The organism is Kribbella pittospori (genome assembly GCF_004331465.1).
GTDB lineage: Bacteria > Actinomycetota > Actinomycetes > Propionibacteriales > Kribbellaceae > Kribbella > Kribbella pittospori.
In genome coordinates this window covers 131889-154860 of sequence record NZ_SJKB01000016.1, presented here as the reverse complement: position 1 = coordinate 154860, position 22972 = coordinate 131889, and the positions used below count along the sequence as shown (strand labels likewise).

26 protein-coding genes are annotated in these 22972 nt (G+C 68.2%); 13 read left to right on the top strand and 13 right to left on the bottom strand.

All coding sequences use genetic code 11. The annotated features are described in order from the left end of the window. Window positions 1-9 precede the first annotated feature (9 nt). The 4 genes from E0H73_RS36990 to E0H73_RS36975 all read left to right on the top strand — a co-directional run bounded on the left by E0H73_RS36990 (window position 10) and on the right by E0H73_RS36975 (window position 6411). Window positions 10-984 (top strand): helix-turn-helix transcriptional regulator, encoded by a 975-nt coding sequence (locus tag E0H73_RS36990; protein ID WP_202867737.1) that lies wholly within the window; start codon window positions 10-12, stop codon window positions 982-984. 75 nt (window positions 985-1059) lie between these two features. After that, a complete protein-coding gene (locus E0H73_RS36985; RefSeq protein ID WP_131364432.1) occupies window positions 1060-1821 on the top strand; it encodes an ABC transporter ATP-binding protein in 762 nt (253 codons plus the stop codon). Next, window positions 1818-4475: an ABC transporter permease gene (locus E0H73_RS36980; protein WP_131364430.1), complete on the top strand. Its 2658-nt coding sequence runs from the start codon at window positions 1818-1820 to the stop codon at window positions 4473-4475. The genes E0H73_RS36985 and E0H73_RS36980 overlap by 4 nt, the downstream gene beginning before the upstream one ends. A 148-nt stretch (window positions 4476-4623) precedes the next feature. After that, complete coding sequence (locus tag E0H73_RS36975) at window positions 4624-6411, top strand: glycerophosphodiester phosphodiesterase family protein (RefSeq protein WP_131364428.1); 1788 nt, start codon at window positions 4624-4626, stop codon at window positions 6409-6411. A gap of 45 nt (window positions 6412-6456) precedes the next feature. Here the strand turns inward: E0H73_RS36975 and E0H73_RS36970 are convergent, their stop codons facing one another. Beyond that, window positions 6457-7398, bottom strand: a complete 942-nt coding sequence (locus E0H73_RS36970; protein ID WP_238164513.1) for a matrixin family metalloprotease — start codon at window positions 7396-7398, stop codon at window positions 6457-6459. A gap of 158 nt (window positions 7399-7556) precedes the next feature. After that, window positions 7557-8624, bottom strand: a complete 1068-nt coding sequence (locus E0H73_RS36965; protein ID WP_131364424.1) for a carboxylate-amine ligase — start codon at window positions 8622-8624, stop codon at window positions 7557-7559. Between the two features lie 42 nt (window positions 8625-8666). Here E0H73_RS36965 and E0H73_RS47585 point away from each other — a divergent pair, with 42 nt between their 5' ends. The 3 genes from E0H73_RS47585 to E0H73_RS36955 are packed head-to-tail and all read left to right on the top strand — an operon-like array spanning window position 8667 to window position 9783. Next, window positions 8667-8873: a hypothetical protein gene (locus E0H73_RS47585; RefSeq protein WP_238164511.1), complete on the top strand. Its 207-nt coding sequence runs from the start codon at window positions 8667-8669 to the stop codon at window positions 8871-8873. After that, a complete protein-coding gene (locus E0H73_RS36960; protein WP_238164510.1) occupies window positions 8855-9403 on the top strand; it encodes an aminotransferase class I and II in 549 nt (182 codons plus the stop codon). The genes E0H73_RS47585 and E0H73_RS36960 overlap by 19 nt, the downstream gene beginning before the upstream one ends. Next, window positions 9400-9783 carry a DUF3037 domain-containing protein gene (locus E0H73_RS36955; protein ID WP_131364422.1) on the top strand — a complete coding sequence of 128 codons (384 nt, stop codon included), beginning with the start codon at window positions 9400-9402 and terminating at the stop codon, window positions 9781-9783. Before E0H73_RS36960 ends, E0H73_RS36955 begins: the two co-directional genes overlap by 4 nt. Here the strand turns inward: E0H73_RS36955 and pgm are convergent. Further along, window positions 9780-11402, bottom strand: coding sequence for a phosphoglucomutase (alpha-D-glucose-1,6-bisphosphate-dependent) (gene pgm / locus E0H73_RS36950; protein ID WP_131364420.1), 1623 nt, complete (start codon window positions 11400-11402; stop codon window positions 9780-9782). The two genes, E0H73_RS36955 and pgm, sit on opposite strands and share 4 nt — an antisense overlap. 52 nt (window positions 11403-11454) lie before the next feature. Then, window positions 11455-12921, bottom strand: a complete 1467-nt coding sequence (locus E0H73_RS36945; protein WP_131364418.1) for a fused MFS/spermidine synthase — start codon at window positions 12919-12921, stop codon at window positions 11455-11457. A gap of 72 nt (window positions 12922-12993) precedes the next feature. Here E0H73_RS36945 and E0H73_RS36940 point away from each other — a divergent pair, with 72 nt between their 5' ends. Then, entirely contained in the window at window positions 12994-13680 is a 687-nt protein-coding gene (locus E0H73_RS36940; protein WP_131364416.1) for a maleylpyruvate isomerase family mycothiol-dependent enzyme, read from the top strand. Here E0H73_RS36940 and E0H73_RS36935 read toward each other — a convergent pair. The 4 genes from E0H73_RS36935 to E0H73_RS36920 are packed head-to-tail and all read right to left on the bottom strand — an operon-like array spanning window position 13677 to window position 16492. Beyond that, a complete protein-coding gene (locus tag E0H73_RS36935) occupies window positions 13677-14036 on the bottom strand; it encodes an MmcQ/YjbR family DNA-binding protein (protein WP_131364414.1) in 360 nt (119 codons plus the stop codon). The two genes, E0H73_RS36940 and E0H73_RS36935, sit on opposite strands and share 4 nt — an antisense overlap. A 13-nt stretch (window positions 14037-14049) precedes the next feature. Beyond that, a complete protein-coding gene (locus E0H73_RS36930; RefSeq protein ID WP_131364412.1) occupies window positions 14050-14715 on the bottom strand; it encodes a response regulator in 666 nt (221 codons plus the stop codon). After that, on the bottom strand, window positions 14687-15904 hold the full coding sequence (locus E0H73_RS36925) for a sensor histidine kinase (protein WP_131364410.1): 1218 nt from the start codon (window positions 15902-15904) through the stop codon (window positions 14687-14689). Before E0H73_RS36925 ends, E0H73_RS36930 begins: the two co-directional genes overlap by 29 nt. A 12-nt stretch (window positions 15905-15916) precedes the next feature. Then, entirely contained in the window at window positions 15917-16492 is a 576-nt protein-coding gene (locus E0H73_RS36920) for a hypothetical protein (protein WP_131364408.1), read from the bottom strand. Between the two features lie 248 nt (window positions 16493-16740). Between E0H73_RS36920 and E0H73_RS36915 the strand changes: the two genes are divergently transcribed. After that, window positions 16741-17295 carry a hypothetical protein gene (locus E0H73_RS36915; RefSeq protein ID WP_131364406.1) on the top strand — a complete coding sequence of 185 codons (555 nt, stop codon included), beginning with the start codon at window positions 16741-16743 and terminating at the stop codon, window positions 17293-17295. Between the two features lie 112 nt (window positions 17296-17407). Here E0H73_RS36915 and E0H73_RS36910 read toward each other — a convergent pair whose 3' ends face one another. Continuing rightward, a complete protein-coding gene (locus E0H73_RS36910; RefSeq protein ID WP_131364404.1) occupies window positions 17408-17911 on the bottom strand; it encodes a hypothetical protein in 504 nt (167 codons plus the stop codon). Between the two features lie 321 nt (window positions 17912-18232). Then, window positions 18233-18784 carry a YceI family protein gene (locus E0H73_RS36905; RefSeq protein ID WP_131364402.1) on the bottom strand — a complete coding sequence of 184 codons (552 nt, stop codon included), beginning with the start codon at window positions 18782-18784 and terminating at the stop codon, window positions 18233-18235. A 133-nt stretch (window positions 18785-18917) separates the two neighbouring features. On the opposite strand from E0H73_RS36905, the gene E0H73_RS46185 reads away from it, so the two are divergent. The 3 genes from E0H73_RS46185 (at window position 18918) to E0H73_RS36890 (ending at window position 20229) form a co-directional block, all read left to right on the top strand. Beyond that, window positions 18918-19310 carry an SRPBCC family protein gene (locus E0H73_RS46185; RefSeq protein ID WP_165555964.1) on the top strand — a complete coding sequence of 131 codons (393 nt, stop codon included), beginning with the start codon at window positions 18918-18920 and terminating at the stop codon, window positions 19308-19310. Between the two features lie 93 nt (window positions 19311-19403). Then, window positions 19404-19892, top strand: a complete 489-nt coding sequence (locus E0H73_RS36895; RefSeq protein ID WP_131364400.1) for an FBP domain-containing protein — start codon at window positions 19404-19406, stop codon at window positions 19890-19892. A 76-nt stretch (window positions 19893-19968) separates the two neighbouring features. After that, window positions 19969-20229: a hypothetical protein gene (locus E0H73_RS36890; RefSeq protein WP_131364398.1), complete on the top strand. Its 261-nt coding sequence runs from the start codon at window positions 19969-19971 to the stop codon at window positions 20227-20229. Between the two features lie 28 nt (window positions 20230-20257). On the opposite strand, the gene E0H73_RS36885 is transcribed toward E0H73_RS36890, so the two are convergent. The 3 genes from E0H73_RS36885 to E0H73_RS36875 all read right to left on the bottom strand — a co-directional run bounded on the left by E0H73_RS36885 (window position 20258) and on the right by E0H73_RS36875 (window position 22762). Beyond that, window positions 20258-20785 carry an orotate phosphoribosyltransferase gene (locus E0H73_RS36885; protein ID WP_131364396.1) on the bottom strand — a complete coding sequence of 176 codons (528 nt, stop codon included), beginning with the start codon at window positions 20783-20785 and terminating at the stop codon, window positions 20258-20260. A 37-nt stretch (window positions 20786-20822) separates the two neighbouring features. Next, window positions 20823-22055 (bottom strand): exonuclease domain-containing protein, encoded by a 1233-nt coding sequence (locus E0H73_RS36880; protein WP_131364394.1) that lies wholly within the window; start codon window positions 22053-22055, stop codon window positions 20823-20825. A gap of 74 nt (window positions 22056-22129) precedes the next feature. After that, window positions 22130-22762 (bottom strand): hypothetical protein, encoded by a 633-nt coding sequence (locus E0H73_RS36875; RefSeq protein WP_131364392.1) that lies wholly within the window; start codon window positions 22760-22762, stop codon window positions 22130-22132. A gap of 18 nt (window positions 22763-22780) precedes the next feature. Here E0H73_RS36875 and E0H73_RS46180 point away from each other — a divergent pair, with 18 nt between their 5' ends. Then, window positions 22781-22936 carry a hypothetical protein gene (locus E0H73_RS46180; RefSeq protein WP_165546543.1) on the top strand — a complete coding sequence of 52 codons (156 nt, stop codon included), beginning with the start codon at window positions 22781-22783 and terminating at the stop codon, window positions 22934-22936. The last annotated feature ends 36 nt before the right edge of the window (window positions 22937-22972 follow it).

The following is a 22972-nucleotide window of genomic DNA, read 5'->3' as shown; positions in this document are numbered from 1 at the left end:
GGAGGCATCGTGCTCGACGTGCTCGGACTGGATGACTCCGAAGAATTCGCCTATCGGGCCCTCGTCGAGGTCCCGTCGTACGACGCTGTCGAGCTGGCGAGCCGGCTCACCTGCCACCCGGTCGAAGCGGCGCGGGCGCTGGCGTCGTTGGAGACACTCGGCCTGGCCGCGCGGTCGAGCAGCGGCACGGATCGGTACGTCGCCTCGCCGCCCTCGGTCGCGCTCGCGGCACTCGCGGTCCAGCGCGAGGAGGAGTTGCGGCGGGCGCAACGCGAGATCGAGTCGCTGGCCGAGGTCTACCGGGGCACGGACACAGAGCGGTCGATCAGCGATGTCGTGGACGTCGTACGCGGTGCCAACGCGGTCGGCCAGCGGTTCGCCCAGCTGCAGATGTCGGCGCGGGAAGAAGTCCTCGGGTTCGTGAAGGCGGACATCGCCGTGGTTCCGCCCGAGGACAACAAGGAGGAGGACGCCGCCGTCACCCGTGGGGTCCGCTACCGCGTGATGATCGAGCGGAGCGCGTTCGACCGCCCGGGGTTCTTCGCCGCCGCGTCCGACTCGCTGAACGCCGGTGAAGAGGTTCGCGTCGTCCAGGAACTGCCGCTTCGGTTGCTGATTGTGGATCGTCGCATCGCGCTCGTGCCCCTACTGTCCGGACCGGGCGGCGCCATCGGTGCGCTGATTGTGCACAGCAGCGGCATGCTCGACGCCTTGCTCGCCCTCTTCGACCGAGTCTGGCGCGACGGGCTGCCACTGGTGCTCGGCACGAACGGCATGGTCGAGGGCTCGTCGGACGGTCTCCCGGAGCTCGACGCCAAGATCCTCGGCCTGCTCCTGGCCGGCCTGACCGACCAGGCGGTGGCCAACCAGCTCAACCTGTCCATGCGCACGGTCCAGCGCCGGGTGCGTGCCCTGATGGACCTGGTTTCGGCCGACACCCGCCTCCAGCTCGGCTTCCACGCCGCCCGGCGGGGCTGGATCTGACCGCCGGAAGAGGGCAGACTCGGGACCGGGGACCGATTCGATCGGCTGGGGGCCGCTGATCCGTCGGGAGGGGCGATGATCGGCACGGAGGGGACAGCAGCACGCACGAACACCGGGGTTGTGCACGCCGAGGACGTCGTCCGCGTGTACGGCGAAGGCGACACGGAGGTCCGTGCCCTGCGCGGCGTGGGCGTGCAGATCGATCCAGGACAGCTGACTGCGGTGATGGGGCCGTCCGGCTCGGGCAAGTCCACGCTGATGCACATCCTGGCCGGGCTGGACCGGCCGACCTCCGGCTCGGTGCAGATCGACGGGATCGAGATCACGACCCTCGGTGACGACGCGCTGACCAAGCTGCGCCGTCAGCACATCGGCTTCATCTTCCAGTTCTTCAACCTGCTGCCGATGCTCAGTGCCCGCGACAACATCGTGCTGCCGCTGACGATCGCCGGCACGAAGCCGGATCCGCAGTACTTCGAGGATCTGGTCGAGCGGGTCGGACTCGCCGACCGCCTCGAGCACCGGCCGGCCGAACTGTCCGGCGGCCAGCAGCAGCGGGTCGCGATCGCGCGGGCCCTGGTGTCACGGCCGACGGTCGTGTTCGCCGACGAGCCGACCGGCAACCTGGACTCGCGGACCAGCGGCGAGATCCTGGCGCTGATGCGCGGCTCGGTCGACGAATACGGCCAGACCACGGTCATGGTCACGCACGACGCCCGGGCGGCCGCGATGGCCGACCGGGTCCTGTATCTGGCCGACGGCGAGATCGTGAAGGAGACCGGTCGATCCAGCCAGCACGAGATCCTGCAGATCATCGACACGCTGGACCTGCAGTGATCCGGTTCGCGGTCCAGGGGTTGCTGGCCCGCAAGCTCCGCTCGGCGCTGACCGCGATCGGCGTCGTGCTCGGCGTCGCGCTGATCTCGGGAACGTACGTGCTGACCGATTCGATCACGTCCGCGTTCGACTCGATCTTCACCGAGAACTACAAGAACACGGATGCCGCGATCACCGGGAAGACGGCGTTCGAGGCGGAGGAGGACGGGACCGTCACCGCACCGCCGTTCGACGCCGGTCTGCTCACGCAGGTCCGGGAACTGCCGGAGGTCGGGGCGGCCGGCGGCTCGGTGGCCGGCGAGGCGCAACTCATCGGCAAGGACGGCAAGGCGATCGTCTTCGGCGGCGCGCCGAACCTCGCCTTCAGCGTGGATCCCGCGCTGCCGCAGTTCAACTCGCTGACCCTCGTCTCCGGCTCCTGGCCCGCGCCGGGCGAGGTCGTGATCGACACGCACAGCGCACAGGAGAAGGGATTCGCGGCCGGCGACTCGATCGGCGTACAGGCGCGTGGGCCGGCCGAACAGATGCGGATCGCCGGGCTGGTCGAGTTCGGCGCGGTGTCGTCGATCGGCGGCGCGACGCTGGCCGGGTTCGAGCTCGGCACCGCGCAGCGTCTGTTCGACAAGTCCGGCAAGCTGGACCAGATCCTGATCGCGAAGAAGGACGGAACCACCGAGCAGCAACTGCTCGACGCGGTGCGGCCCATCCTGCCCGAGGCGACGCAGGTCCGGTCCGCCGAGGACCAGGCCGCCGAGGACGCGGCCGGGACCAGCGGCTTCCTCAGCTTCCTGCAGACCTTCCTGCTGGTGTTCGGCGGGATCGCGTTGTTCGTCGGCTCGTTCGTGATCGCCAACTCCCTGTCGATCACGATCGCCCAACGGACCCGCGAGTTCGCCACCCTGCGCACTCTCGGCGCCTCGCGTCGCCAGATCCTCGGCACCGTCGTCCTGGAAGCGCTGGTGACCGGACTCGTCTCGGCGGTGGTCGGGCTGTTCCTCGGGCTCGCGATCGCGACCGGGCTGTTCAGGCTGTTCGACGCGGTCGGTTTCACGCTGCCGAACAACGGCCTGGTCTTCCGGACCCGGACGATCATCGTCGCGCTGGTGGTCGGCGTACTGGTCACCGTTCTGGCCAGCCTTCGACCTGCTTGGCGGGCGACCCGGGTGCCTCCGATCGCCGCGGTCCGGGAGGGCGCAACGCTCGCGCCCGGCCGGTTGCATCGCTTCCGCCCACTGGGAGCGGCCCTGCTCGCCGTGGCTGGGATCGCTCTCGTGTTGGTCGGATTGTTCGTCGACGGATTGTCGACCAGCACACTGCTGTCGTTGCTCGGTGCCGGCGTACTGCTGCTGTTCATCGGCATCGCCCTGTTCTCCGCCCGACTCGTCCGGCCGCTCGCCGCCGTGTCCGATCCCGTCGCCCGCTGGGCGGTCGTCGTACTGACCGCGATCGCCTGGCCGTTCTTCTTGTTCCCGCTCTGGGTGGTACGACGGCTCCGAGGGCGGCCCGCCGAGTTCCCGCGAGTACTCCCTGACGGACCCGCGGTCGCGATCGGCGGCCAGAACAGCCGGCGCGATCCGCACCGGACGGCGTCGACCGCCGCCGCGCTGATGATCGGACTCGCACTGGTGACACTGGTTGCCACCCTGGGGGCGGGCATCATCAAGCCGTTCGAGCAGGCCGTGGACGGGATCTTCAGCGCCGACTACGCCATCACCGCGCAGAACAACTTCAGTCCGTTGCCACCGACGGTCGCGGCCGCGGTGGCCGAGGTACCGGGCGTCGAGTCCCAGACCAGCGTGCGCGGCGGTCAGGCAAAGGCGTTCGACAAGACGATCACCATCACCGCCGTCGATGCCGAGGCGCCTGGCCTGCTCACGTTCGACTGGCGGTCCGGTTCGCAGGCGTCGCTCGGCGAGCTCGGTGCCGACGGCGCGATCGTCGATGCCGAGTACGCCGACAACCACGCGCTCTCGCAGGGCTCACGCTTCGCGATGGAGACGGCGACCGGGAAGATCCTGCAACTCCAGGTCCGTGGCGTCTTCCGGCCGCCGGCCGGCGGATCGCCGTTCGGCAACGTGACGATCTCGACCGAGACGTTCGACTCGACCACGTCGCAACCGCTCAACATCTACACGTTCGTCAACATGCGCGGCGGTGTGACCGCGGAGAACACGGCAGCCCTGGACAGCGCGCTGAGCACCTTCCCGAACGCCAAGGCGATGACGCGGGAGGCGTTCAAGAAGGCGCAGACCGACAACGTGAAGAGCATCCTGAACGTGCTGTACGTCCTGCTCGCGCTCTCGGTCCTGGTGAGTCTGTTCGGCATCGTCAACACCTTGGTACTGACCGTCTTCGAGCGGACGCGGGAGCTCGGCATGTTGCGCGCGATCGGGCTGACGCGCTTGCAGGTGAAGCGGATGATCCGGCAGGAGAGCGTGATCACCGCCCTGATCGGCGCGGTGATCGGGATCGTGCTGGGTCTCGTTCTCGCGTCGCTGCTGGCATCCCGGCTGGACGAGATCACCTTCACGATTCCGACCGGTCAACTCGTGATCTTCGCAATCGTGTCGGTGGTGGTCGGCATCTTCGCCGCCATCTGGCCGGCGCGGCGCGCGGCCCGCCTGAACCCACTCGAAGCGCTCCAGTACGAGTAGCCGTACTCACGAGCGCGCTCCGTAGTCGGGCGGCGACACGCGGCGGTCACCCGTCGGCCTTTTCTCGGCTACCTTCACGAAGGGACAGGTATCCCTGCGGCAGCCAGCCTCGGGGACGTCCGCCCACCCCTCCGGAAGGAAACCCCTCATGCGCCGCCTCCCCCGCGCGCTGCTTCCGCTTGCCCTCGCTGCCGGTCTGGTCGCCCAGGGACTGGTCGCCGTACCGGCCTCCGCCCACCGTGGCGACTTCGACGTCCAGGCTCACCGCGGCGGGCTCGGACTCACCGTGGAGAGCACCATCGCGTCCTTCTCGCACGGTCTCGAACTCGGCGTCAGCACGCTCGAGCTCGACGTCCAGATCACCCAGGACGGGTACGCCGTGGTCACCCACGACCGCAAGGTCACCGGGTCCAAGTGCCGCGACACCGCGCCGTACACGCCGAACGACGCGGAGTACCCGTACGTCGGCAAGTTCATCAACACGCTGACGCTGAAGCAGGTCAAGCAACTCGACTGCGGTTCGCTGCCGCAGGCCGGCTTCCCCGGTCAGCAGCCCGATCCGGGCGCCCGGATGCCCGAACTGCGCGACATCTTCGCGCTCGTGCACCGCTACCACGCGAACGACGTGAAGCTGAACATCGAGACCAAGGTCGAGGCGGGTGCACCGTCCGAGACCGCGCCGCGCGAGCAGTTCGTCCAGGTCGTCGCGCGCGAGGTCCGCAAGGCGAAGATCGGCCGGCAGGTGACGATCCAGAGCTTCGACTGGGGCTCGCTGATGCGGATGCGCCAGGTCGCGCCGGAGCTGCCGCTGGTCGCGCTGACCAACTTCGACTTCCTGCAGGTCGGTCAGCCGGGCAAGTCGCCGTGGCTGGGCGGCCTGGACATCGACGACTTCGGTGGCGACCTGGTCAAGGCGACGAAATCGTTCGGCGCGTCAGCCATCTCGCCGGTGCACGGCTTCCCGCAGGACGGCAAGGTCACCGACCCGGATTACCGGCCGTACGTCACCGCGGACATGGTGAAGTCGGCGCACAAGGCCGGGATGAAGGTGATCCCGTGGACCGTCGACGACCCGCCGACCATGCAGTCGCTGATCGACGACGGTGTCGACGGGATCATCACCGACTACCCCGACCGGCTGCGTTCCGTCGTCCAGGAGAACGGCTTCAGGCTTCCCAAGGCGTACGACGCTCCGGCGTTCCGTGCACTGCCGTCGGCGCATGCGCACAACGACTACGACCACCGGCGTCCGCTGCAGGATGCACTGGATCGTGGGTTCAACAGCGTCGAGGCGGACGTATGGCTGGTCGACGGTGAGTTGCGGGTCGCGCACGACCTGGATGACGTCGTACCTGGTCGCACGCTGGAGAGCCTGTATCTGAAGCCGTTGGCCGATCGGGTGTGGGAGAACCACGGGCAGGTGTACAAGCATGGCCGAGACTTCCAGTTGCTCATCGACATCAAGAGCGACGGGCCGTCGACGTACGCCGCGGTGGACGAGGCGCTGCAGAAGTTTCGCGGCATCAGCACGGTGTTCATCAACGGGCGCGTACTCAAGGGCGCGGTGACCTCGGTGATCAGTGGCAACCGGCCGCTCGACGTACTGAAGGCACAGAAGGTCCGGTACGCCGGGTACGACGGCCGGCTCGGCGACCTGCAATCGGGGATGCCCGCTTGGCTGATGCCGCTGGTGAGTGACAACTGGTCGAACGTGTTCACCTGGAAGGGCGTCGGTCCGATGCCGGCCGACGAGCAGGTCAAGCTGCACGACATCGTGGTGACCGCTCACCACGCCGGCTACCGGGTGCGCTTCTGGGAGACGCCGGACGTGCCGGGCGCGGCCCGCGAAGCAGTCTGGACAGAGCTCAAGGCCGCCGGCGTCGACCACATCAACACCGACGACCTCCACGGCCTCGAGGACTTCCTGAGGCACTAGGCCGGAGAACTCCCGGTAGAGCGATGCTCTACCGGGAGTCGCCCGTCAGTAAAGAGCGCGCAGTCCCAGCACGTCCCCCTTGCCGAGGGTCCTTTCCTTGGTGTCACAGGTGCCTGACGACGTGTACATGGTCAGATTCGTGTGGCCGGAACCGACGTGCCCCAGACCGAAGACGTGACCGGCCTCGTGCGTTCCGACCTCGCGGACGTCGTACTGCGACGTGCAGGTGCTCGGGCTGTCCGTGAAGTTGTAGTCGGTCGTGTTGTAGCGCACGTCGGCTTCCACGGTGAGGTTGGTGGCCTGGCCGGAGGGCTGGTACCACCAGCAGGTGGCCGCCAGGACGCCGGTCGACAGGTTGCCCGCATCCCAGGTGCTCTCGCCATCCCGTTCCGTACAGGTGGTGCTGGACGAGATGTCGGACTCGTACGTCGTTGTTCCCATGTACTGGCTGAGGGCGCTCACCTGGTCGGTGTACCCGCAGTCGTTGTAGCTGCCGGTGATGTTGTTGATGACATCGGCGAAGGCCGCCTGCGCCTTCGACTGGGACAACGCTCCCGGCATTCCACCGTCACCGATGTACCACTTGTATTTCGTGCCGAACCATTCCGTGCCGGTCAGCGAATAGGCGCCGTCACTGCAGGCCGACGGAGACGCCGTGATGCCGGCGCCGTCGGCGTTGTGCTCGGTGAATTGTGGGTACGAAATCCGGCCGTCGTCGGAGACCGAGACCTGGAAGACCTGCTCGGCTCCCGTCGCGGAAACGGCCGCGACCCCCACTCCGTGCCCGGGAGCCGGGATCTCCACGCCTGCGTTGCCGACCCGCAGGACACGCCCCGTGGCCTGACAGTCGACGACGGAGGTCCCGGCCGGAAGATCCGCACGCGTCAGCGTCCCCAGACTCGGGACCGAACACGTCGATGCCTGCGCCGTGGTGCCGATCGGCAGCACGGCGGCGGACAACAGAACAGCCGGAAGGAGTACCCTCACGGCTCCTCGAAAACTCATCATTGATGTCCCCTTCAGCGGAAAATGACCACCGGACCGTACTTCGGCAACAGGTCGCCAACAACGGAATTTCCGCCGGATCAGGGGCTGAATCTGCTCTCGGCATAACGACATACTGCAGGGATTGTGAAAGCGTGATGTCAATTCTTCGAAGCCGGAGTGATCTCGGTGACGTCTGTGACATCGCCGCCGGCGCGGAAGGCCTGCCGTTGCTTCACGGCGCCGTTGCCGTCGGTCAGGATTCGCTGGATGCCGTCGGTCACCAGGTCGAGCGCGCCGAGCTCTTGTAAGGCCGGCTCCACGTGCCGCCGCAATCGCCCAACCACCTCCGCCATCGGCAGCGACTCGGCGGTGCGAACATCCAAACCTTTGCCAGTCATCCCGTCGCGTGCGGCCAGCCAGTACGCCGCCCGCAGTACCTCCGGCTCCAGCGTCGGACCGTTCGTGCCGTCGTCCAAGGCAGTCATCACCAGCGCACGAATGAGGGTGGCCAGCAGCACGGTCTCATCGATAGTCAGCGGTACGTCGCTGACCCGAACCTCCACCGTCGGCAGATGCGAGGACGGCCGGATATCCCAATAGACCATCCGCTCGTCGATCAGTGTGCCCGCCGCCAGATGCATTGCCACCAAGGCGTCGTAGTGCTCGACCGACTCCAGGTACGGCGGCGGACCGGCGCACGGCCACCGAGTCGTCATCAACCACCGCCAGCTCGCGAAGCCGGTGTCCTGGCCGAGATAGATCGGTGAGTTCGTGGTGAGAGCGAGAAGCACCGGCAGCCACGGCCGCAGGTGATTGCTGACCCGGACCGCTGTCTCCTTGCCGGATACGTCGACATGGACGTGACAACCGCACACGCCCTGCTCGCGCGCCAGCAGACCCCACTGCCCGGCCAACTCCTCATACCGCGGTTTCCGGGTGATCGACTGGGCCGCCTGTCCATGCGGAGGTACGGCGATCGCCAGCAGCCGGGCGCCCTCAGCTGCGGCCGCGTCGGCCAGCTTCGAACGCATGTCGGACAAGTGCGCACGCAACTCGGTCGACGTCTCGCAGACCGGCGTGTTGATCTCGACCATGGCCCGGGTCAGCTCGAGCTCGACATCGAGATCCTGCACGCCCGCCACGACGGCCTTGCTGCGAGGGAGCGGATGACCGGTGGCGGACACGAGCAGTAACTCTTCCTCCACCCCGAAGAACGGTAGCCTCACCCTCGGCCGGTACCCGACGGCAAACCGGTTAGGCTCTGCGGCGTGACTCTGCCGACCATCATCGCCACACGCTACGTGTTGCCGTTGCGCGAGGGCGGTTCGCTGCCCGGCGTTGTCGAAGGCAACGATCTCGGCACGTACGTGATCAAGTTCCACGGCGCCGGCCAGGGCCCGAAGGCACTGGTCGCGGAGATCATCGTCGGCGACTGTTCCGCCGCCTCGGCCTGCGCGTGCCGGAGCTCAAGCTGATCCAGCTCGACCCGGCAATCGGCAAGTCCGAGCCGGACTTCGAGATCCAGGAACTTCTGATCCGCAGCGCCGGGCTGAACCTGGCCGTCGACTTCCTGCCCGGCTCCTTCGGGTACGACGGTTCGGCCGGCAACCCCGGCGACCAGGCGATGGCCAGGATCCTGTGGCTGGACGCGTTCGTCGCCAACGTGGACCGGTCCTGGCGGAACACGAACCTGCTGGTCTGGCACAAGAACCTCTGGCTGATCGACCACGGCGCCGCGTTGTACTTCCACCACTCCTGGATGCCGGCCGAGAAGTTCGCGACCCTCCCGTATGACGCCTCCGACCACGTGTTCTCGGTCGCGACGCCCGACGTACCAGGGGTGGACGCGGAACTGGCGAGTGCAATCACGCCGGAGTTGCTGACCGAGGTGATCGGGCTGGTGCCGGACGAGTGGCTGGAGGACGGCGATCGGGAGCGGTACCTCGATTACCTGACCGCACGGCTGGACGAGCGGTCCGCCTGGATTCCGGGTGGTGCGCGATGAGCGAACTCGTGCCTTTCGACTACGTCATTCTGCGGGCGGCGCCGCGGATCCAGCGTGGTGAGTTCATCAATGTGGGTGCGGTGCTTTACTGCCGGGGGTTGGACTTCCTGGGCGCCGCGTGGGATGTCGATCCGGATCGGCTGAAGGCGCTCGATCCGGCCGTCGACGTGGACGTGGTGTGTGCGTCGCTCGAGCACATCCGGGCGATCTGCGCCGGCGATCCTGCCGTCGGTCCGGCCGCGTCGACCGGGATCGGCGAGCGCTTCCGGTGGCTTGCGGCGCCCCGCAGTACCGTCGTACACCCCGGTCCGATCCACAGCGGGCTCACCAACGATCCCGCCGCGGATCTGGACCGGTTGCTCGACTCCTTCGTGCGTTAGCCGAGGGCTTTGGAGACCACCTCGCGGGCCTGCTCGAAGACCAGCTCGAGGTGGTCGGCGCCCTTGAAGGACTCGCCGTAGATCTTGTAGAGGTCCTCGGTCCCGGACGGCCGGGCCGCGAACCACGCGGACTCGGTGGTCACCTTCAGCCCACCGATCGCGGCGCCGTTGCCGGGAGCACTCGTCATCCGGTCCAGGATCGGCTCACCGGCCAGCTCCGTCGCGGTGACCGCGTCCGCGGACAGGGCCGACAGCTTGGCCTTCTGCTCGCGCGTAGCCGGAGCGTCCACCCGCGAGTACGCCGAGGCGCCGAACCGCTCGACCAGCTTCGCGTGGGCCTGCGACGGCGTCTCTCCGGTGACCGCGGTGATCTCGCTGGCCAGCAATGCGAGCAGGATGCCGTCCTTGTCGGTGGTCCACACCGTGCCGTCGAAGCGCAGGAAGCTCGCGCCCGCCGATTCCTCGCCACCGAAACCGACCGAGCCGTCGATCAGTCCCGGCACGAACCACTTGAAGCCGACCGGGACCTCCCACAGCCGGCGGCCCAGGTCGGCGACCACACGGTCGATCAGCGACGACGACACGAGGGTCTTGCCGACCGCGACGTCCGTACCCCACTGGCGGTTGGCGAACAGGTACGAGATCGCGACGGCGAGGTAGTGGTTCGGGTTCATCAGTCCGGCGTCCGGGGTGACGATGCCGTGCCGGTCCGCGTCCGCGTCGTTCCCGGTCGCCACGTCGTACCGGTCCCGCTGGGCAACCAGCGAGGCCATCGCGTACGGCGAGGAGCAGTCCATCCGGATCTTGCCGTCGTGGTCCAGCGTCATGAACGACCAGGCCGGGTCGACCCGCGGGTTCACCACGGTCAGGTCGAGGCCGTGCCGTTCAGCGATCGCTGCCCAATAGTCCACACTCGCGCCACCGAGCGGGTCGGCGCCGATCTTCACCCCGGCCGTGCGGATCGCGTCCAGGTTCAGCACCGAGGGCAGGTCGTCGACGTAGTGGCCGACATAGTCGTACTCCCCCGCCTGCGACCTGGCCTGGTCGAAGGGCGTACGTCGTACCTCGCGGTTGCCGCCGGCGATCAACTCATTCGCCCGGGCCGCGATCCAACCGGTCGCGTCCGAGTCCGCCGGGCCGCCGTGCGGTGGGTTGTACTTGATCCCGCCGTCCCGCGGCGGGTTGTGCGACGGCGTGATGACGATGCCGTCCGCACCGGCCCCGGCACCGCGGTTGAGCCGCAGGATCGCGTGCGACACCGCGGGCGTCGGCGTGAGTCGGTCCGAACTGTCGACGAGCGTCTGTACGTCGTTGCCCGCGAGCACCTCGAGCACGGTCCGCCACGCCGGCTCCGACAGGCCGTGGCTGTCCCGGCCGACCAGGAGCGGCCCTGCTGTCCCCTCACCGGCCCGGTACTCGCAGATCGCCTGCGTGATGGCCAGGATGTGCGCCTCGTTGAAGGCACCGTCCAAGCTCGAGCCACGGTGGCCCGAGGTCCCGAAGACGACCTTCTGGGCGGGGTTGTCCACATCCGGCGTGATCTCGTCGTACGCCGTCAGCATCGCCTCGACATCGACGAGGTCCTCGGGCTGAGCTGGCTGGCCTGCGCGTGGGTGCATGACCTCATGCAACAAGCCCGCGCCCCGGAGCACAACTCCGGCAGCCCGTGTCTCAGCTGACGTACGGCGTGAGCAGCTGATCGACCGGCGCGTAGTCGTCGGTGAGCACCGGCGCGTTGCCGACGAATCCGGTCAGGTCCTGCTGCACCTGCATCGCCGGCTCGACCTTGGCCGCGATCGCCGCCAGCTCGATCGGCCGGTCCGAAGCGACCAGCACGAAGTTGCCGCCGCTCTGCCCGGCGAGCTCGTCCTTGCGCGCGACCACCGCGACCTGCGGTAACTCGGCAGCGACCGTCGCGATCTCCGCCTTCAGGAATGCGGCCTCGCCGAAGTCGATCACATTGATCAGATACACCCCGTCCGGACGCAGCACCCGGCGTACGTCGGCGATCAGCTCTCGCGTCGTCAGGTGCCATGGCACCGACAGACCACTGAACGCGTCCATGATCACCAGGTCGCGGCTGTCCGTCGCCTCGTCGCGCACGCCGAGCCGGCCGTCGCGGACGACGACCTCGAGATCCGGTCCGGTCCGCACACCCATTTCTTTCTTGTCGAGCTCGACGACCGCGGAGTCGATCTCGTAGACCTTGTTGTGGGTGCCCGGCCGGGTCGCGGTCAGGTACCGCGGCATGGTGAGACCGCCGCCGCCGACGTGCAGGACGTCGAGCGACTTGGTGGCCGGCCAGCTGCCGTCGATCGCGGCCGCGAAGTTCTTGATGTACTCGAACTCCAGATGCGTCGGGTCGTCCAGGTCGACGTACGAGTGCCGCAGCTGGTCCAGGTACAGCGTCCGCCCGCCCTCTCGATTCGGATCCGCCACCACGCGAGCACAGTGGTACGCCGTCTCCACCTCACACGGCCGCGGCGCGACGATCGTCAGCGTGGCACCGATCAGCGCCAGCGCCACCGGCTTCACAGCCGCCTGACGACCTCGCAGTACGACGGTCAGCGCGCCTCCGGCGACGACCAGCAGACCGCCAAGGGTGAGCACGATCGTGCTGATCGGAGTCTTCGCCACGAACACGAACCCGGTCAGCACCGTGCCCGCGATCCCGCCGACAGTCGCGTACGCCGACAGACGGCCGACCACCGTGCCGGTCTCGGCCAGCGACTCCAGCCGCAACTTGGTCACCATCGGCGTCACCGCCGCCAGCAGCGACGCCGGCACGAACAGTGCGATCGCCAGCACGAGGAACACCAGGTCGGTTCCACCGCCGCGCAACGCCTCACCGGTCCAGCGCACGACCGGAAGGACCAGCATCACCAGCGCACCGGCGAAGATCATCAGCGGACCGAGCGTCCGGACCGGCGGGACCGCGTCCGCGAAGCGACCACCCAGCGCGGCACCGGTCGCGATCGCTGCGAGCGCGACGCCGATGACCGCCGTGTTCGTCTCCAGCGTCAGCCCGATGTACGGCGCCACGAGCCGCAAGGAGACGAGCTCCAGCACCATGACGGCGCCCGAACTCCCGAACGCCAACGCAATGGCCAGTCGCGGCCCGACCCCACCCTTCACCATCGCGTCACCCTATCCGGCGAAGTTGTCGATCCGGAGCGCGTTCGTTCGTCATCATGAGCAAAGGAGGTAGTGATGGACTCGACGACCAGCGCAGAGCTGTACCGCGCGACCCGGGAACGGGTGACCGCTGCCGTCCGTGATCTCGACGCGACCGACCTGGACCGCATGGTGCCGGCCTGCCCGGAGTGGACCGTGCACAACCTGGTGTCCCACCTCGCCGGCGTGGCCGCCGATTTCGCCGCGGGCAACGTCGAGGGTGCGCCTCGGCCGCCCTGGACCGCGGTGCAAGTGGACGCACGACGTTCGATGCCGATCGACGCCATCCTCGACGAGTGGGCCGAGAGCGGGCCGGCGCTTGAGCGGGTGATCCTCGACGAGACGACCTCGAATCCGCTCGTGTGCAACCCGTGGGTCGACTCCGGGACGCACGAGGCCGACCTGCACGGAGCGCTCGGGACCGGGCAGCGACCACCGTCGGAGCTGTGGATCGGCACGCTGGAGTGGCTGCTGTCGGATCCACCGTCGGAGGGCGTGCAGGGGTCGCTCTCGATCGTCACACCGGATGGGACCTATCAGCTCGGGTCGGGCGATCCCGCCGCTGAGGCGCGGACTTCGTCGTACGAGCTGTTCCGGGCGGTCTTCGGCCGTCGGAGCGACGCCCAGGTCCGGTTGTGGGCATGGTCGTCGCCTGAGCACGCCGACCTGTGGAGCCCGGAGATCCCGCACCTGCAGCAAACCGACGTGGCGCTGACGGACTAGGTCTCGTCCAGCCGGGCGATCAGGATCTTCGGCGCGATCTGGCGATAGGCGTTCTCGACGATGTCCTCGAGGTGCCCCCAGTCGATCGTTTCGACGTCCAGGTACACGCCGAGCCAGCCGCGGTGACCGACGTACGGCGGCCGGTAGAAGTGCTCCGGATCCTCCTCGACCAGCGACTGCTGGACGCCGGGCGGCGCCGCGCACCAGAAGCCAACCCGATCGTCGTGGTGCTGGTTGGCGTACATGACGAACACCTTCTTGTCCCGGACGAACCAGGTCGGTTCGCCGTGACTCGGCCGCTCGGTCACCTCCGGTAGTGCGAGGCAGAGCGCCCGTACCCGCTCCAGGACGTCCATCCACACGTTCCTTTCACCGTCGTGGGCCCGGCACCACGACACCGGCTTCGTAGGCGTACACCACTACCTGTGCACGATCCCGCAGGTCCAGCTTGGTCAGGATGTTGCTCACATGCGACTTCACCGTCTGTTCGGCCAGCACCAGCTTGTCCGCAATCTGCCGGTTGGTCAGTCCGCGCGCGACAAGCCGCAGTACGTCGGTCTCCCGCGGCGTGAGGTGGACCGGGGTGATCGGGACGACCGGCTGGACCTTGGCGAAATCCTCCACCAGGCGGCGAGTGACGGACGGAGCCAGCAGCGCGTCGCCGGCCGCGACCACGCGGACTGCCGCGGCCAGCTCATCGGGCGATGAGTGCTTGAGGAGAAAGCCGCTCGCACCGGCTCGGAGCGCGGCGTACACGTAGTCATCGAGGTCGAAGGTCGTCAGCATGATGATGCGCGGCGGCTGGCCCGGTGTCGCATCCGCGAGGATCCGGCGGGTGGCGGCCAGTCCGTCGAGCACGGGCATCCTGACGTCCATCAGGATCACGTCCGGCTCGAGGGACTTGGTCAGCTCGATCGCCTCGGCGCCGTCACCGGCCTGCCCGACGACCTCGAGATCCGGCTGGGCGGCCAGCAACGCGCTGAACCCGGCGCGCACGACCTCCTGGTCATCGACCACCAGCACCTTGATCGCCACTCGCCACCACCTCCCCGACCGGTAAGGCCACCTCGACCAGATAACCGCCTTCGGGGGTCGCACCGGTGCTCACGACACCGTCGACCAGCGCGACCCGCTCCCGCATCCCGACCAGTCCGTGCCCGCTCCCGGGCGTCGCCTCAGCCGTTCCGGGACTGTTCCAGACTCTGATGGCCAGGTCGCCGCCTGACCGCCGTACTTTCACCCTGATCGCGGCCTCCGGCGCATGGCGTACGGCGTTGCTCAGCGCCTCCTGGATCACCCGGTACGCCGTCAGCTCGACGGCCGGATCGAGTCCGTCAGGGATCGCGGACTCGAGTTGGACGTCAGCACCTGCTCGCCGGGTGCTGGCGACGAGCTCGTCCAGCTGTTCCAGTCCGGGCTGCGGTCCGAGTTCGCCGATGGGTGGTTGCTCCAGCGGCTGGTCTCGGAGCAACCGGAGTACGCGACGCATCTCGGTCAACGAGGAGCGCGCGTCCTCAGCGATGGCCGCGAACTCCTGCTGTACGTCGTCCGGCAGATCCTGCAACCGGTGTGGCGCGCTGTCGGCGCGCACGACCACGACGGACAGGTGGTGGGCGACGACATCGTGCAGTTCGCGTGCGATCCGGGCTCGCTCCTGCAGCCGCGCCCGCTCTGCGCGCTCGGCCTTGCTGATGCCTTCCTGCTCGACCAGACGGCGGCTGGTCTCCGCGCGTGAGCGGAGGAGGTCGGCAACCACGACGGCAATCGCCGTCAGCACGGCTGCGGTCAGCAGCCCGGGCCAGCGAGCGCGGTCCGGCGACAGCAGCGCGGCAACCACACCAACGACCTGGCCGACCGCCCACCAGCCAACCAGCTCTCGACGCCCGATGGCGCGCGCACCGGTGATCGCGAGGACGAACGAGTAACCGAACACCGCGGTCACCGCCCACGGCCAAGGCTCGTCCGCGCTGACCGGTGTGGTCACGGCGGCCGTGATCGCCGTGACCAGCAGGGACACGACCAGCCCGGCCCGCGGCTGCGGCCACGCCAGCGCAAGTCCAAGCCCACGCGCCAGACTGAGCGCCAGCACAGCTCCGAGAGGTACGTCGTAGTGCTGGCCGAGGTCCATCACCGTGAGCACCACCAGTGCGGCGACACCGAAACCCGCTACCCAGGCCCAGCGTCCACGCGGCCAGGGGCCGAGGACCTGCTGCTCACCGGTCACGATCGGACTCTTTCACAGTTGCTCGATCCAGGCCCAGAAGAACAGCAGCCCGCCGGCGCACACGGTGATAGTTGCCGGAAGCACCCACCGGCCGGTGCGCAGGCCGTAGAGCCGCCGGATCAACGTCAGGTGCAGCATCGCGATCCCGTGGAGCACGAACGGCAGCGCGAGGATGATCGGCACGGCGACCGCCGCATGCACAGCCCAGGCCCCGGCCTTCGTCGGGCCACCCCAGGTGCCTGGTCCGAACGGCCCGTCCTCCACGAACCCGTAGAACGGGCCTCTGACGACCGACATCACCCAGAGCAGGCCGAGGAACCAGCCGAGCAGACCCAGGACCGAACTCATGAACCCGTGCCCAAAGATCGAGACAGTCCCCGGCCGCCGTTCTTGCTGCTGGAGCCTGGCCAGCTTCGACCATCGGCCGTACGCCTTGTCCTTCTCCCCCATCACCGCGTCGGCCATGGTCAGCACGCCGGTCGGCACGAGCAGAGCGTCGTACCCGATCGAGCGCAGCAGCCGGCGAGATCGGTGCCCGGATAGCGGTCTGTTTGCGGGCAGCCCGCCGGTGGTCTGTGTGTCCGTCATCGTCGCTCCCTCGGTCTCAGGTCCTGAGATCGAGGCTAGGAATCAGCGGTCGCCGGCACATCCGGCCAGGGAGCCAACTCGCATCCAGTACCGCGGTAGGGGCACCGTGTGATCCAGGTCACAGTGACCACGGTCCGTGCGGCGGCGTTACACGGTCAGTGCCGAACGGCGTCAACGACTTCAGTACACATCCTGAGCGTCCGATGGTGCGAGCGGCCACGCCGCGCCCGACTGGAGGTTCGGACACCATGCGCATTCGGAACCTGGCGGTGACCGCCACGCTGATCCCGGTTCTGCTGCTCGCCGGCTGTGGCACCGACAGCAGCGCCGACGTCGCCGCCTCGGCATCCGGCGCCAAGAAGGCGTCCAAGCACGGGCTGACCGAGGAGGGCCTGGCCGGACAGGTCGCGGGAGCCGGCGACCCGGTGGTGAACGCCTACTACGACTACCGCTCGGCGCTGGACCAGATGATGCGCAGCGGCGGCCGCACGATCACCCAGCTCCAGCCGGTGATGACACCGAAGGTCTTCCAGGCGATCAGCGCGCAGGCCAGGTACTTCCGGACGAAGAAGCTGCACAACACCGGCACCACCAAGGTGCTGTGGGCGAAGCGCACGCTCGCAGCGAACGGCGTCATCATCTCCGCCTGCTACGACACCACCGCGGCGCGCACCGTCGACGCCAAGGGCCGCTCGGTCATTCCTGCCAAGACGCCCACGCGCTGGCTCGACCAGATGCGCGTCCAGCAACTCGAAGGCCGCTGGGTCGTGGACGGCGGCACCACCACTCCCAACGCCTGCTGACTCATACCCCGGGCCTCCCGGGCACCGTCTCCGTTCGCTGCCACCCGGCACACCTCGCGACCGGAGCGCAGCAGCGCGGAGAGGCACCCTCTCCGCGCTGCTGCGTTGTCAGCTACGGGTGGCGGACCATCTGTTGCAGCAGACCCTCCACGGCACCCTTGAGGTCGGCGTCATGTTCAGGACCGGACCACACGACCACGCAGCCCTTGTCCCCGAGCTTCGCGGCGATCAACTCGCGCGCCGGCGTCGGATCTCCCTGATTCAGTACGACGACCAGCCGCCGACCATCGCGCTGCAATCGGTCCAGCAACGGCGGCAACGTCGACCCGCGGAACAAGCCGGGGTCGCTCTTCACCTTGGTCTCCACCATCACGCCGCGGCCGCGCACCACCAGCAGGAAGTCGGCCCGGTCCCGGGTGAACTCGCGATCGTGATAGATCCGCGCCTTCGGCCACAACCGTTGCAGCGCCTCGTCGACCTCCGCGTCGTAGCGCGCTGCCAGCCGGCTCACCCGTGAGCTCGTCCCGCGCGGCCGGAACGACTCCGGCGTACGGCGACCGGCCCGCCGCCGCCCGAACAGCGGCAGCAACCACCGCTTCCATCGCGTGTCGATCATCGGCGGACCCCTCGACCCAGGGCGTGTCTCCCAGTCCCACGCCGTAGCGAGCAGGTGCTCGGCGGAGTGCCTCGGTGAGCTGGAGCGGAGGGTTCGATGTGGTTCCATCGTGCCCTTCGCTCCAGCTCAGCGAGGTGGCCGCCGAGTGCCGCGCAGTAGGCGTGGGATTGGGAGACACGCCCTCGCCGGCACTCACCTCCAGTCTCCCCACCGGCCGGCCGGACCCAACCGCGCCCGCCCCGATCGTGACCGCACCTCAACACAGCGGAGATCCCGCGGAGGGGTGTCGCGGGACCTCTGCTGTTCTCGTGCTGTGCGCGGTCAGGTGTTCTTGATCGCCGAGACCTCGATCTCCAGCGTGACCTTCTCGCTGACCAGCACGCCGCCACCCTCGAGCGCCGCGTTCCAGCTGACGCCGAAGTCCTTGCGGTTGATCACGACCGAGCCCTCCAGGCCGACCCGCTCGTTGCCCATCGGGTCGGTCGCCGAGCCGGTGAACTCGAACGCGATCTCGACCGGCTTGCTCACCCCACGGATCGACAGGTCGCCGGCGACCGTGAACGTCTCGTCCCCGGTCTGCTTGATCGAGGTCGACACGAACGTGATCTCCGGGTGCTCGTCCATGTTGAGGAAGTCGTTGCTGCGCAGGTGTTCGTCGCGCTGGCTGTTGCGCGTGTCGATGCTCTTGGCCTGGATCGTCACCCGCCCGGACGAGTTCGCCGGGTTGTCTCCGTCGAGGTGCGCCGAGCCCTCGAATTCGTTGAACGACCCCCGTACTTTCGTCACCATCGCGTGCCGGGCGACGAACCCGATCCGCGAGTGCGCCGTGTCGAACGTGTAGTCGCCGGTCAGTGCGGCGTACTGGTTGGCCATCGAGGCTCCTCCAGAGAACTAATTGAAGTTTGCACAGTCCACTTTTCACCTAATGCGCCCAGATGTCTACCCTCAGTTCGAGGCGTGTCCGGGCCCGGCAGAGAATTGGTCGTCAGTCGAGGAGGGATGGGTCTTGGCCCACTGGAAGGTGCACTTCAGGTCGGGTCCGAGCGACGTCTTCCGCGCGCTCAGTACGCCGGCGGGCCGGTCGCGGTTCTGGGCGGTGGAGGCCGGCGAGGCGGACGGGGTGATCCGGTTCGTCCTGCCCGACGGGCGCACCGACGACGGGCGGGTCGAGGAGGCGGTCCAGGACCGGTTCTACCGACTGCGGTACTTCGGCAGCACCTGGACATTCACGCTGGTTCCGGACGAGTCCGGCGGCACCGACCTGACGCTCAGCTGCGGCGACGCCCAGGATGGCAGTGACCACGTCTCGCTGCTGCTCCGGCTCAAGGCGTCGGTCGATTTCGGCGTCGATCTGCGCAACCACGACGACGGCCGGACCGCGGCGTACGTCGACAGCTGACCGTTGCCGCCAGCAACCGTATGGGTAGATATTCGGTTGCGGGATCAGGGGCCGGGCGGGTCTCATGGCAGGTCGAAGGATCGGAGAACTGTGATGGAACCGCTCAGCGTCGAGGAGATCAGACGCTCGTTCGTCAACTCGACCAAGAGCCTGGTCAAGGCGATGAGGCCGCCGCCCGGCTTCACCGCGCTCCCCTGGGAGTCGCTGGACTTCCTGGGCTGGCGCGACCCGAAGGCGCCGAACCGCGGCTATCTGGTGGTACGGCGCGACGGCGGCGTGACCGGGATCGCGGTGAACACCCAAGCGACTGGCAAGCCGCGGCGCGGCACCGGCCTGTGCGACCTGTGCAACACCGCGCACCACGTGACCGACGTGGCGCTGTTCGCCGCGCGGCGGGCGGGTACGGCGGGCCGGGAGGGCAACACGGTCGGGACGTACATCTGCGCGGATCTGGCCTGCTCGCTGTACGTCCGCGGTCTGCGCGAAGTCGACGTACCGCAGGGCGAAACCGCGTCACCGGAGGTCCGGGCGGAGCGGCTTGCCACGCGGCTTGAAACTTTCGTAAATCGAGTGCTCGTCTGAGCTTCCCCAGCGGGTCCGGCCCACTACGCTTGTGTCGGGTAGACCGGCCCGCGGGCGAAAGGGAGAGCGAGTCGCGATGACTGAGTTCAGAATCACGCACGAGATCCACGAGGTTCACCCGGACATCCGCGAGAAGCTCACCCAGACAACGATCGAGGCGATCAACGAGTCGAGTTCGCGCTCCGCCGAGGACGCCGCGCTGGTGCTGCGCCACAAGCTCGGCGAGATCGGCGTTCACATGAGTGAGGACGCCTGCCTGGCCGCGATCGAACGCATCCGCTCCGGCAAGCAACTCCGCTTCGAAGTCGAGCGCGAAACCGCCGAAGCCGAGGACTGACCTCGCGGCCGCTCCTGGCACTGTCGAATCAGTTGGTGCCTGGAGTCAGGTCGTCCGAGGTCAGCAGAGCGTGCAGCGTCAGCCCGGCCTCGGTGAGTGGGGCCGGGGTCGTCGGGTTGCGGTTGATGACGCAGAGGGCATCGGTGATCTCGGCGCCCAGCGCGCGGAGGTCATGCGTGGACAGCACGATCTGACCACCGGTCGTGACAACGTCCTCGACGATCGTCACCCGCTTGCCGGCGGTCTCGGCGCCCTCGGCCAGCCGTCGGGTCCCGTACGCCTTGGCCTCCTTCCGCACGAACGCACACGGCAGCCCGGTGTGCCGGCCGAGCGCCGTGACCACCGGAATGCCACCCATCTCGAGCCCGGCCAGCACCTCGGTCCCCGCCGGCACGAGCGGCACCATCGCCTCGGCCACCGCATCCAGCAGCACCGGATCAGCCTCGAACCTGTACTTGTCGAAGTACTCCCCCGTGACCTGCCCCGACCGCAGCACGAACTCCCCGGTCAGATGAGCAGTCGCGTAGATCCGCCGGCCCAGCTCGCTCGATTCCACGCCGGAACCCTAACCCGCATCCGCCGGTCGCTGCCGGTCAGCCGGCCCGGCGCTGGGGCTCGGGCGGGATGAGCCGGCGGAAGTCCTCGGTGGAGATGATCGGGATGTTGAGGTCGCGAGCAGCCCGGGCCTTCACCGACAGGCTGTCCACGTCCGCTGCCACGACGAACGTCGTATCGGGCCGGACGAACTCCTGCGGCAAGAAGCCGGCCGCGACCGCGCGGTCCCACCAGACCTCCCGCGGCTCGACCATGTCGCCGGTGAACACCAGCGTGCTCCCCAGGGGAAACCCGTTCGCCCCAGGACGAGGAGGTACGACGTACCGCCCGGCGCTGGCTCGTAGGAGCGCGTCGTCCACGTCGGATGCCCGATGCCCGAGCATCACGGCCACCCGGTCCAGGTCGCTGCGCTGCTCCGGCGTGATCTGACCGCCGTCCCACGATGCCCCCGCGAGCGCGGAGACGTAGTACCGATGGAGTTCGTCGACCTGGGATCGGGTCAGACCGAGGTCCGTCGCGGCCTGGACGAGTTGGTCGGCGTCGGCCGCGGTGATCTCGCGGTTGGCGAGGATCATGTCGAGCAGCGCCAGATACGAGTCGGCCTGCGGCGGCTCGGGGACGCGGGGCAACTGATCGACGAGTCGACTCATCCACCCGTGCCGTCCACCGGCGTGCACTGGCCGCACGGTCGGCGGGACGTCGGAGCCAGGCAACGCCGGCCACCGCAGTCCACGGATCTCCTCGTACGCCCATTGCCACGGCGGCGGCGCCGGAAACGACTGCAGGTATTGGCCGAACAGCTCCGCCGTCGCCCGCGTGTCCGCCAGCGCCGAGTGCCATCCCTCGATCGAGATCCCGGCCGCCGCACAACACGCGCCGAGCGTCCGCTTCGCGCCCGGATACAGATACCCGGCCAGCGCCATCGTGCACATCGACCGCTCGGTGATCAGCGGCACCGCGAATCCCAGCCGCGCAAACTCGGCCCGCAGGAAGCCCAGATCGAACTCAACGTTGTGCCCGACAACCATCCGACCCGCAAGCAACTGGCCGAGCTGACGCGCGATGTCCCCGAACTCCGGCGCGGCCAGCACGTCGGCGGTCAGGATCCCGTGAATGTGTTGCGGTCCGAGATCGCGCTGCGGATTCAGCAACGTCACCCACTCGTGCTCGACCCGGCCGCGCGCATCCAGCAGCACCACGGCGATCTCGATCACCCGATGCCGATGACTCGGCAGCAAGCCGGTCGTCTCGGTGTCGATGACGGCGTACATCCGTGGGGCCCTCCTCCGGCTCGGTTACCGACCCAGAACAACCCAATCACACGCCACGGACAGTTTCGGCCGCATCACTCCGCCGGGATGTCGACCGCGATCTCGTCCCCGAGCCGCGCACCCTGCGCCAGCTCGAGCTCGTCGCCACTCCAGAACCGTCCCGGGTCGTACCAGTTCGCCGGCAGCCCGCGCAGCAATCCCATCTCCTCGTACGTCACTGCGACTACCTCAGCGCAGTACGCCGACTCGAGCTCCAACTCCCGCGACCCGCGGCGGAACGCGGGCACCCGCCCACGGACCCATCGGGATGCCAGCCGCGCCGTCGACGGGAACGGCGTACCGTCCAATCGCGCGACAGTCCGCAGTACGGCGTCCTCCATCGACCGCGTGACGGGATGGTCGAGCTGCCGCATCCACGCCTGCTGACCGTACTTGCGCACCCATACGAGTACGGCGTCCCGCAGGTCGTGCAACTGCACTCCGCGATGGTGGGTCCCGCTCCACATGTCCGGCAGCGAACGGCCCAGTTCGGCGTGCCACATCAGCGGCGGCAGGTCCTCGATCACGATCGCCATGCCGACGTGGTTCACCGGGCTGTTGGTGGTCAGCTGGATGGCGCGATCAGCCGTGCTCGCACCGCGGAACAGCCAAATGTCACCTGTTCGTGTCAGTTCCGTAGCGTCATCCAGTGAAATCCGGCTCTCCACGCAGCTAGGTTAGTCCGCATGAAGGTATGGAAGGTGGTAGGACTTGCGGGGCTCGTCGGCGTGGCAGCGACGGGCGTGGTGATCGCGCGGGGCGAGCGGAAGCGCCGCGCCTACACGCCGGAAGAGGTGCGCGACCGCCTCAAGACCCGGGTCAAGGAAGCAGCCAACGCCTGAACCATCGGCCGGGTGTGAGAAGTTCGCCGTAACTCG

What these genes read in the sequence shown, in the direction of transcription:
- E0H73_RS36985 (WP_131364432.1), top strand. Translation starts at nt 1,060, where the DNA reads ATGATCGGCACGGAGGGGACAGCAGCACGCACGAACACCGGGGTTGTG.
- E0H73_RS36975 (WP_131364428.1), top strand. Translation starts at nt 4,624, where the DNA reads ATGCGCCGCCTCCCCCGCGCGCTGCTTCCGCTTGCCCTCGCTGCCGGT.
- E0H73_RS36955 (WP_131364422.1), top strand. Translation starts at nt 9,400, where the DNA reads ATGAGCGAACTCGTGCCTTTCGACTACGTCATTCTGCGGGCGGCGCCG.
- pgm (WP_131364420.1), bottom strand. Translation starts at nt 11,402, where the DNA reads ATGCACCCACGCGCAGGCCAGCCAGCTCAGCCCGAGGACCTCGTCGAT.
- E0H73_RS36945 (WP_131364418.1), bottom strand. Translation starts at nt 12,921, where the DNA reads ATGGTGAAGGGTGGGGTCGGGCCGCGACTGGCCATTGCGTTGGCGTTC.
- E0H73_RS36940 (WP_131364416.1), top strand. Translation starts at nt 12,994, where the DNA reads ATGGACTCGACGACCAGCGCAGAGCTGTACCGCGCGACCCGGGAACGG.
- E0H73_RS36935 (WP_131364414.1), bottom strand. Translation starts at nt 14,036, where the DNA reads ATGGACGTCCTGGAGCGGGTACGGGCGCTCTGCCTCGCACTACCGGAG.
- E0H73_RS36920 (WP_131364408.1), bottom strand. Translation starts at nt 16,492, where the DNA reads ATGACGGACACACAGACCACCGGCGGGCTGCCCGCAAACAGACCGCTA.
- E0H73_RS36915 (WP_131364406.1), top strand. Translation starts at nt 16,741, where the DNA reads ATGCGCATTCGGAACCTGGCGGTGACCGCCACGCTGATCCCGGTTCTG.
- E0H73_RS36910 (WP_131364404.1), bottom strand. Translation starts at nt 17,911, where the DNA reads ATGATCGACACGCGATGGAAGCGGTGGTTGCTGCCGCTGTTCGGGCGG.
- E0H73_RS36905 (WP_131364402.1), bottom strand. Translation starts at nt 18,784, where the DNA reads ATGGCCAACCAGTACGCCGCACTGACCGGCGACTACACGTTCGACACG.
- E0H73_RS36895 (WP_131364400.1), top strand. Translation starts at nt 19,404, where the DNA reads ATGGAACCGCTCAGCGTCGAGGAGATCAGACGCTCGTTCGTCAACTCG.
- E0H73_RS36890 (WP_131364398.1), top strand. Translation starts at nt 19,969, where the DNA reads ATGACTGAGTTCAGAATCACGCACGAGATCCACGAGGTTCACCCGGAC.
- E0H73_RS36880 (WP_131364394.1), bottom strand. Translation starts at nt 22,055, where the DNA reads ATGTACGCCGTCATCGACACCGAGACGACCGGCTTGCTGCCGAGTCAT.
- E0H73_RS46180 (WP_165546543.1), top strand. Translation starts at nt 22,781, where the DNA reads ATGAAGGTATGGAAGGTGGTAGGACTTGCGGGGCTCGTCGGCGTGGCA.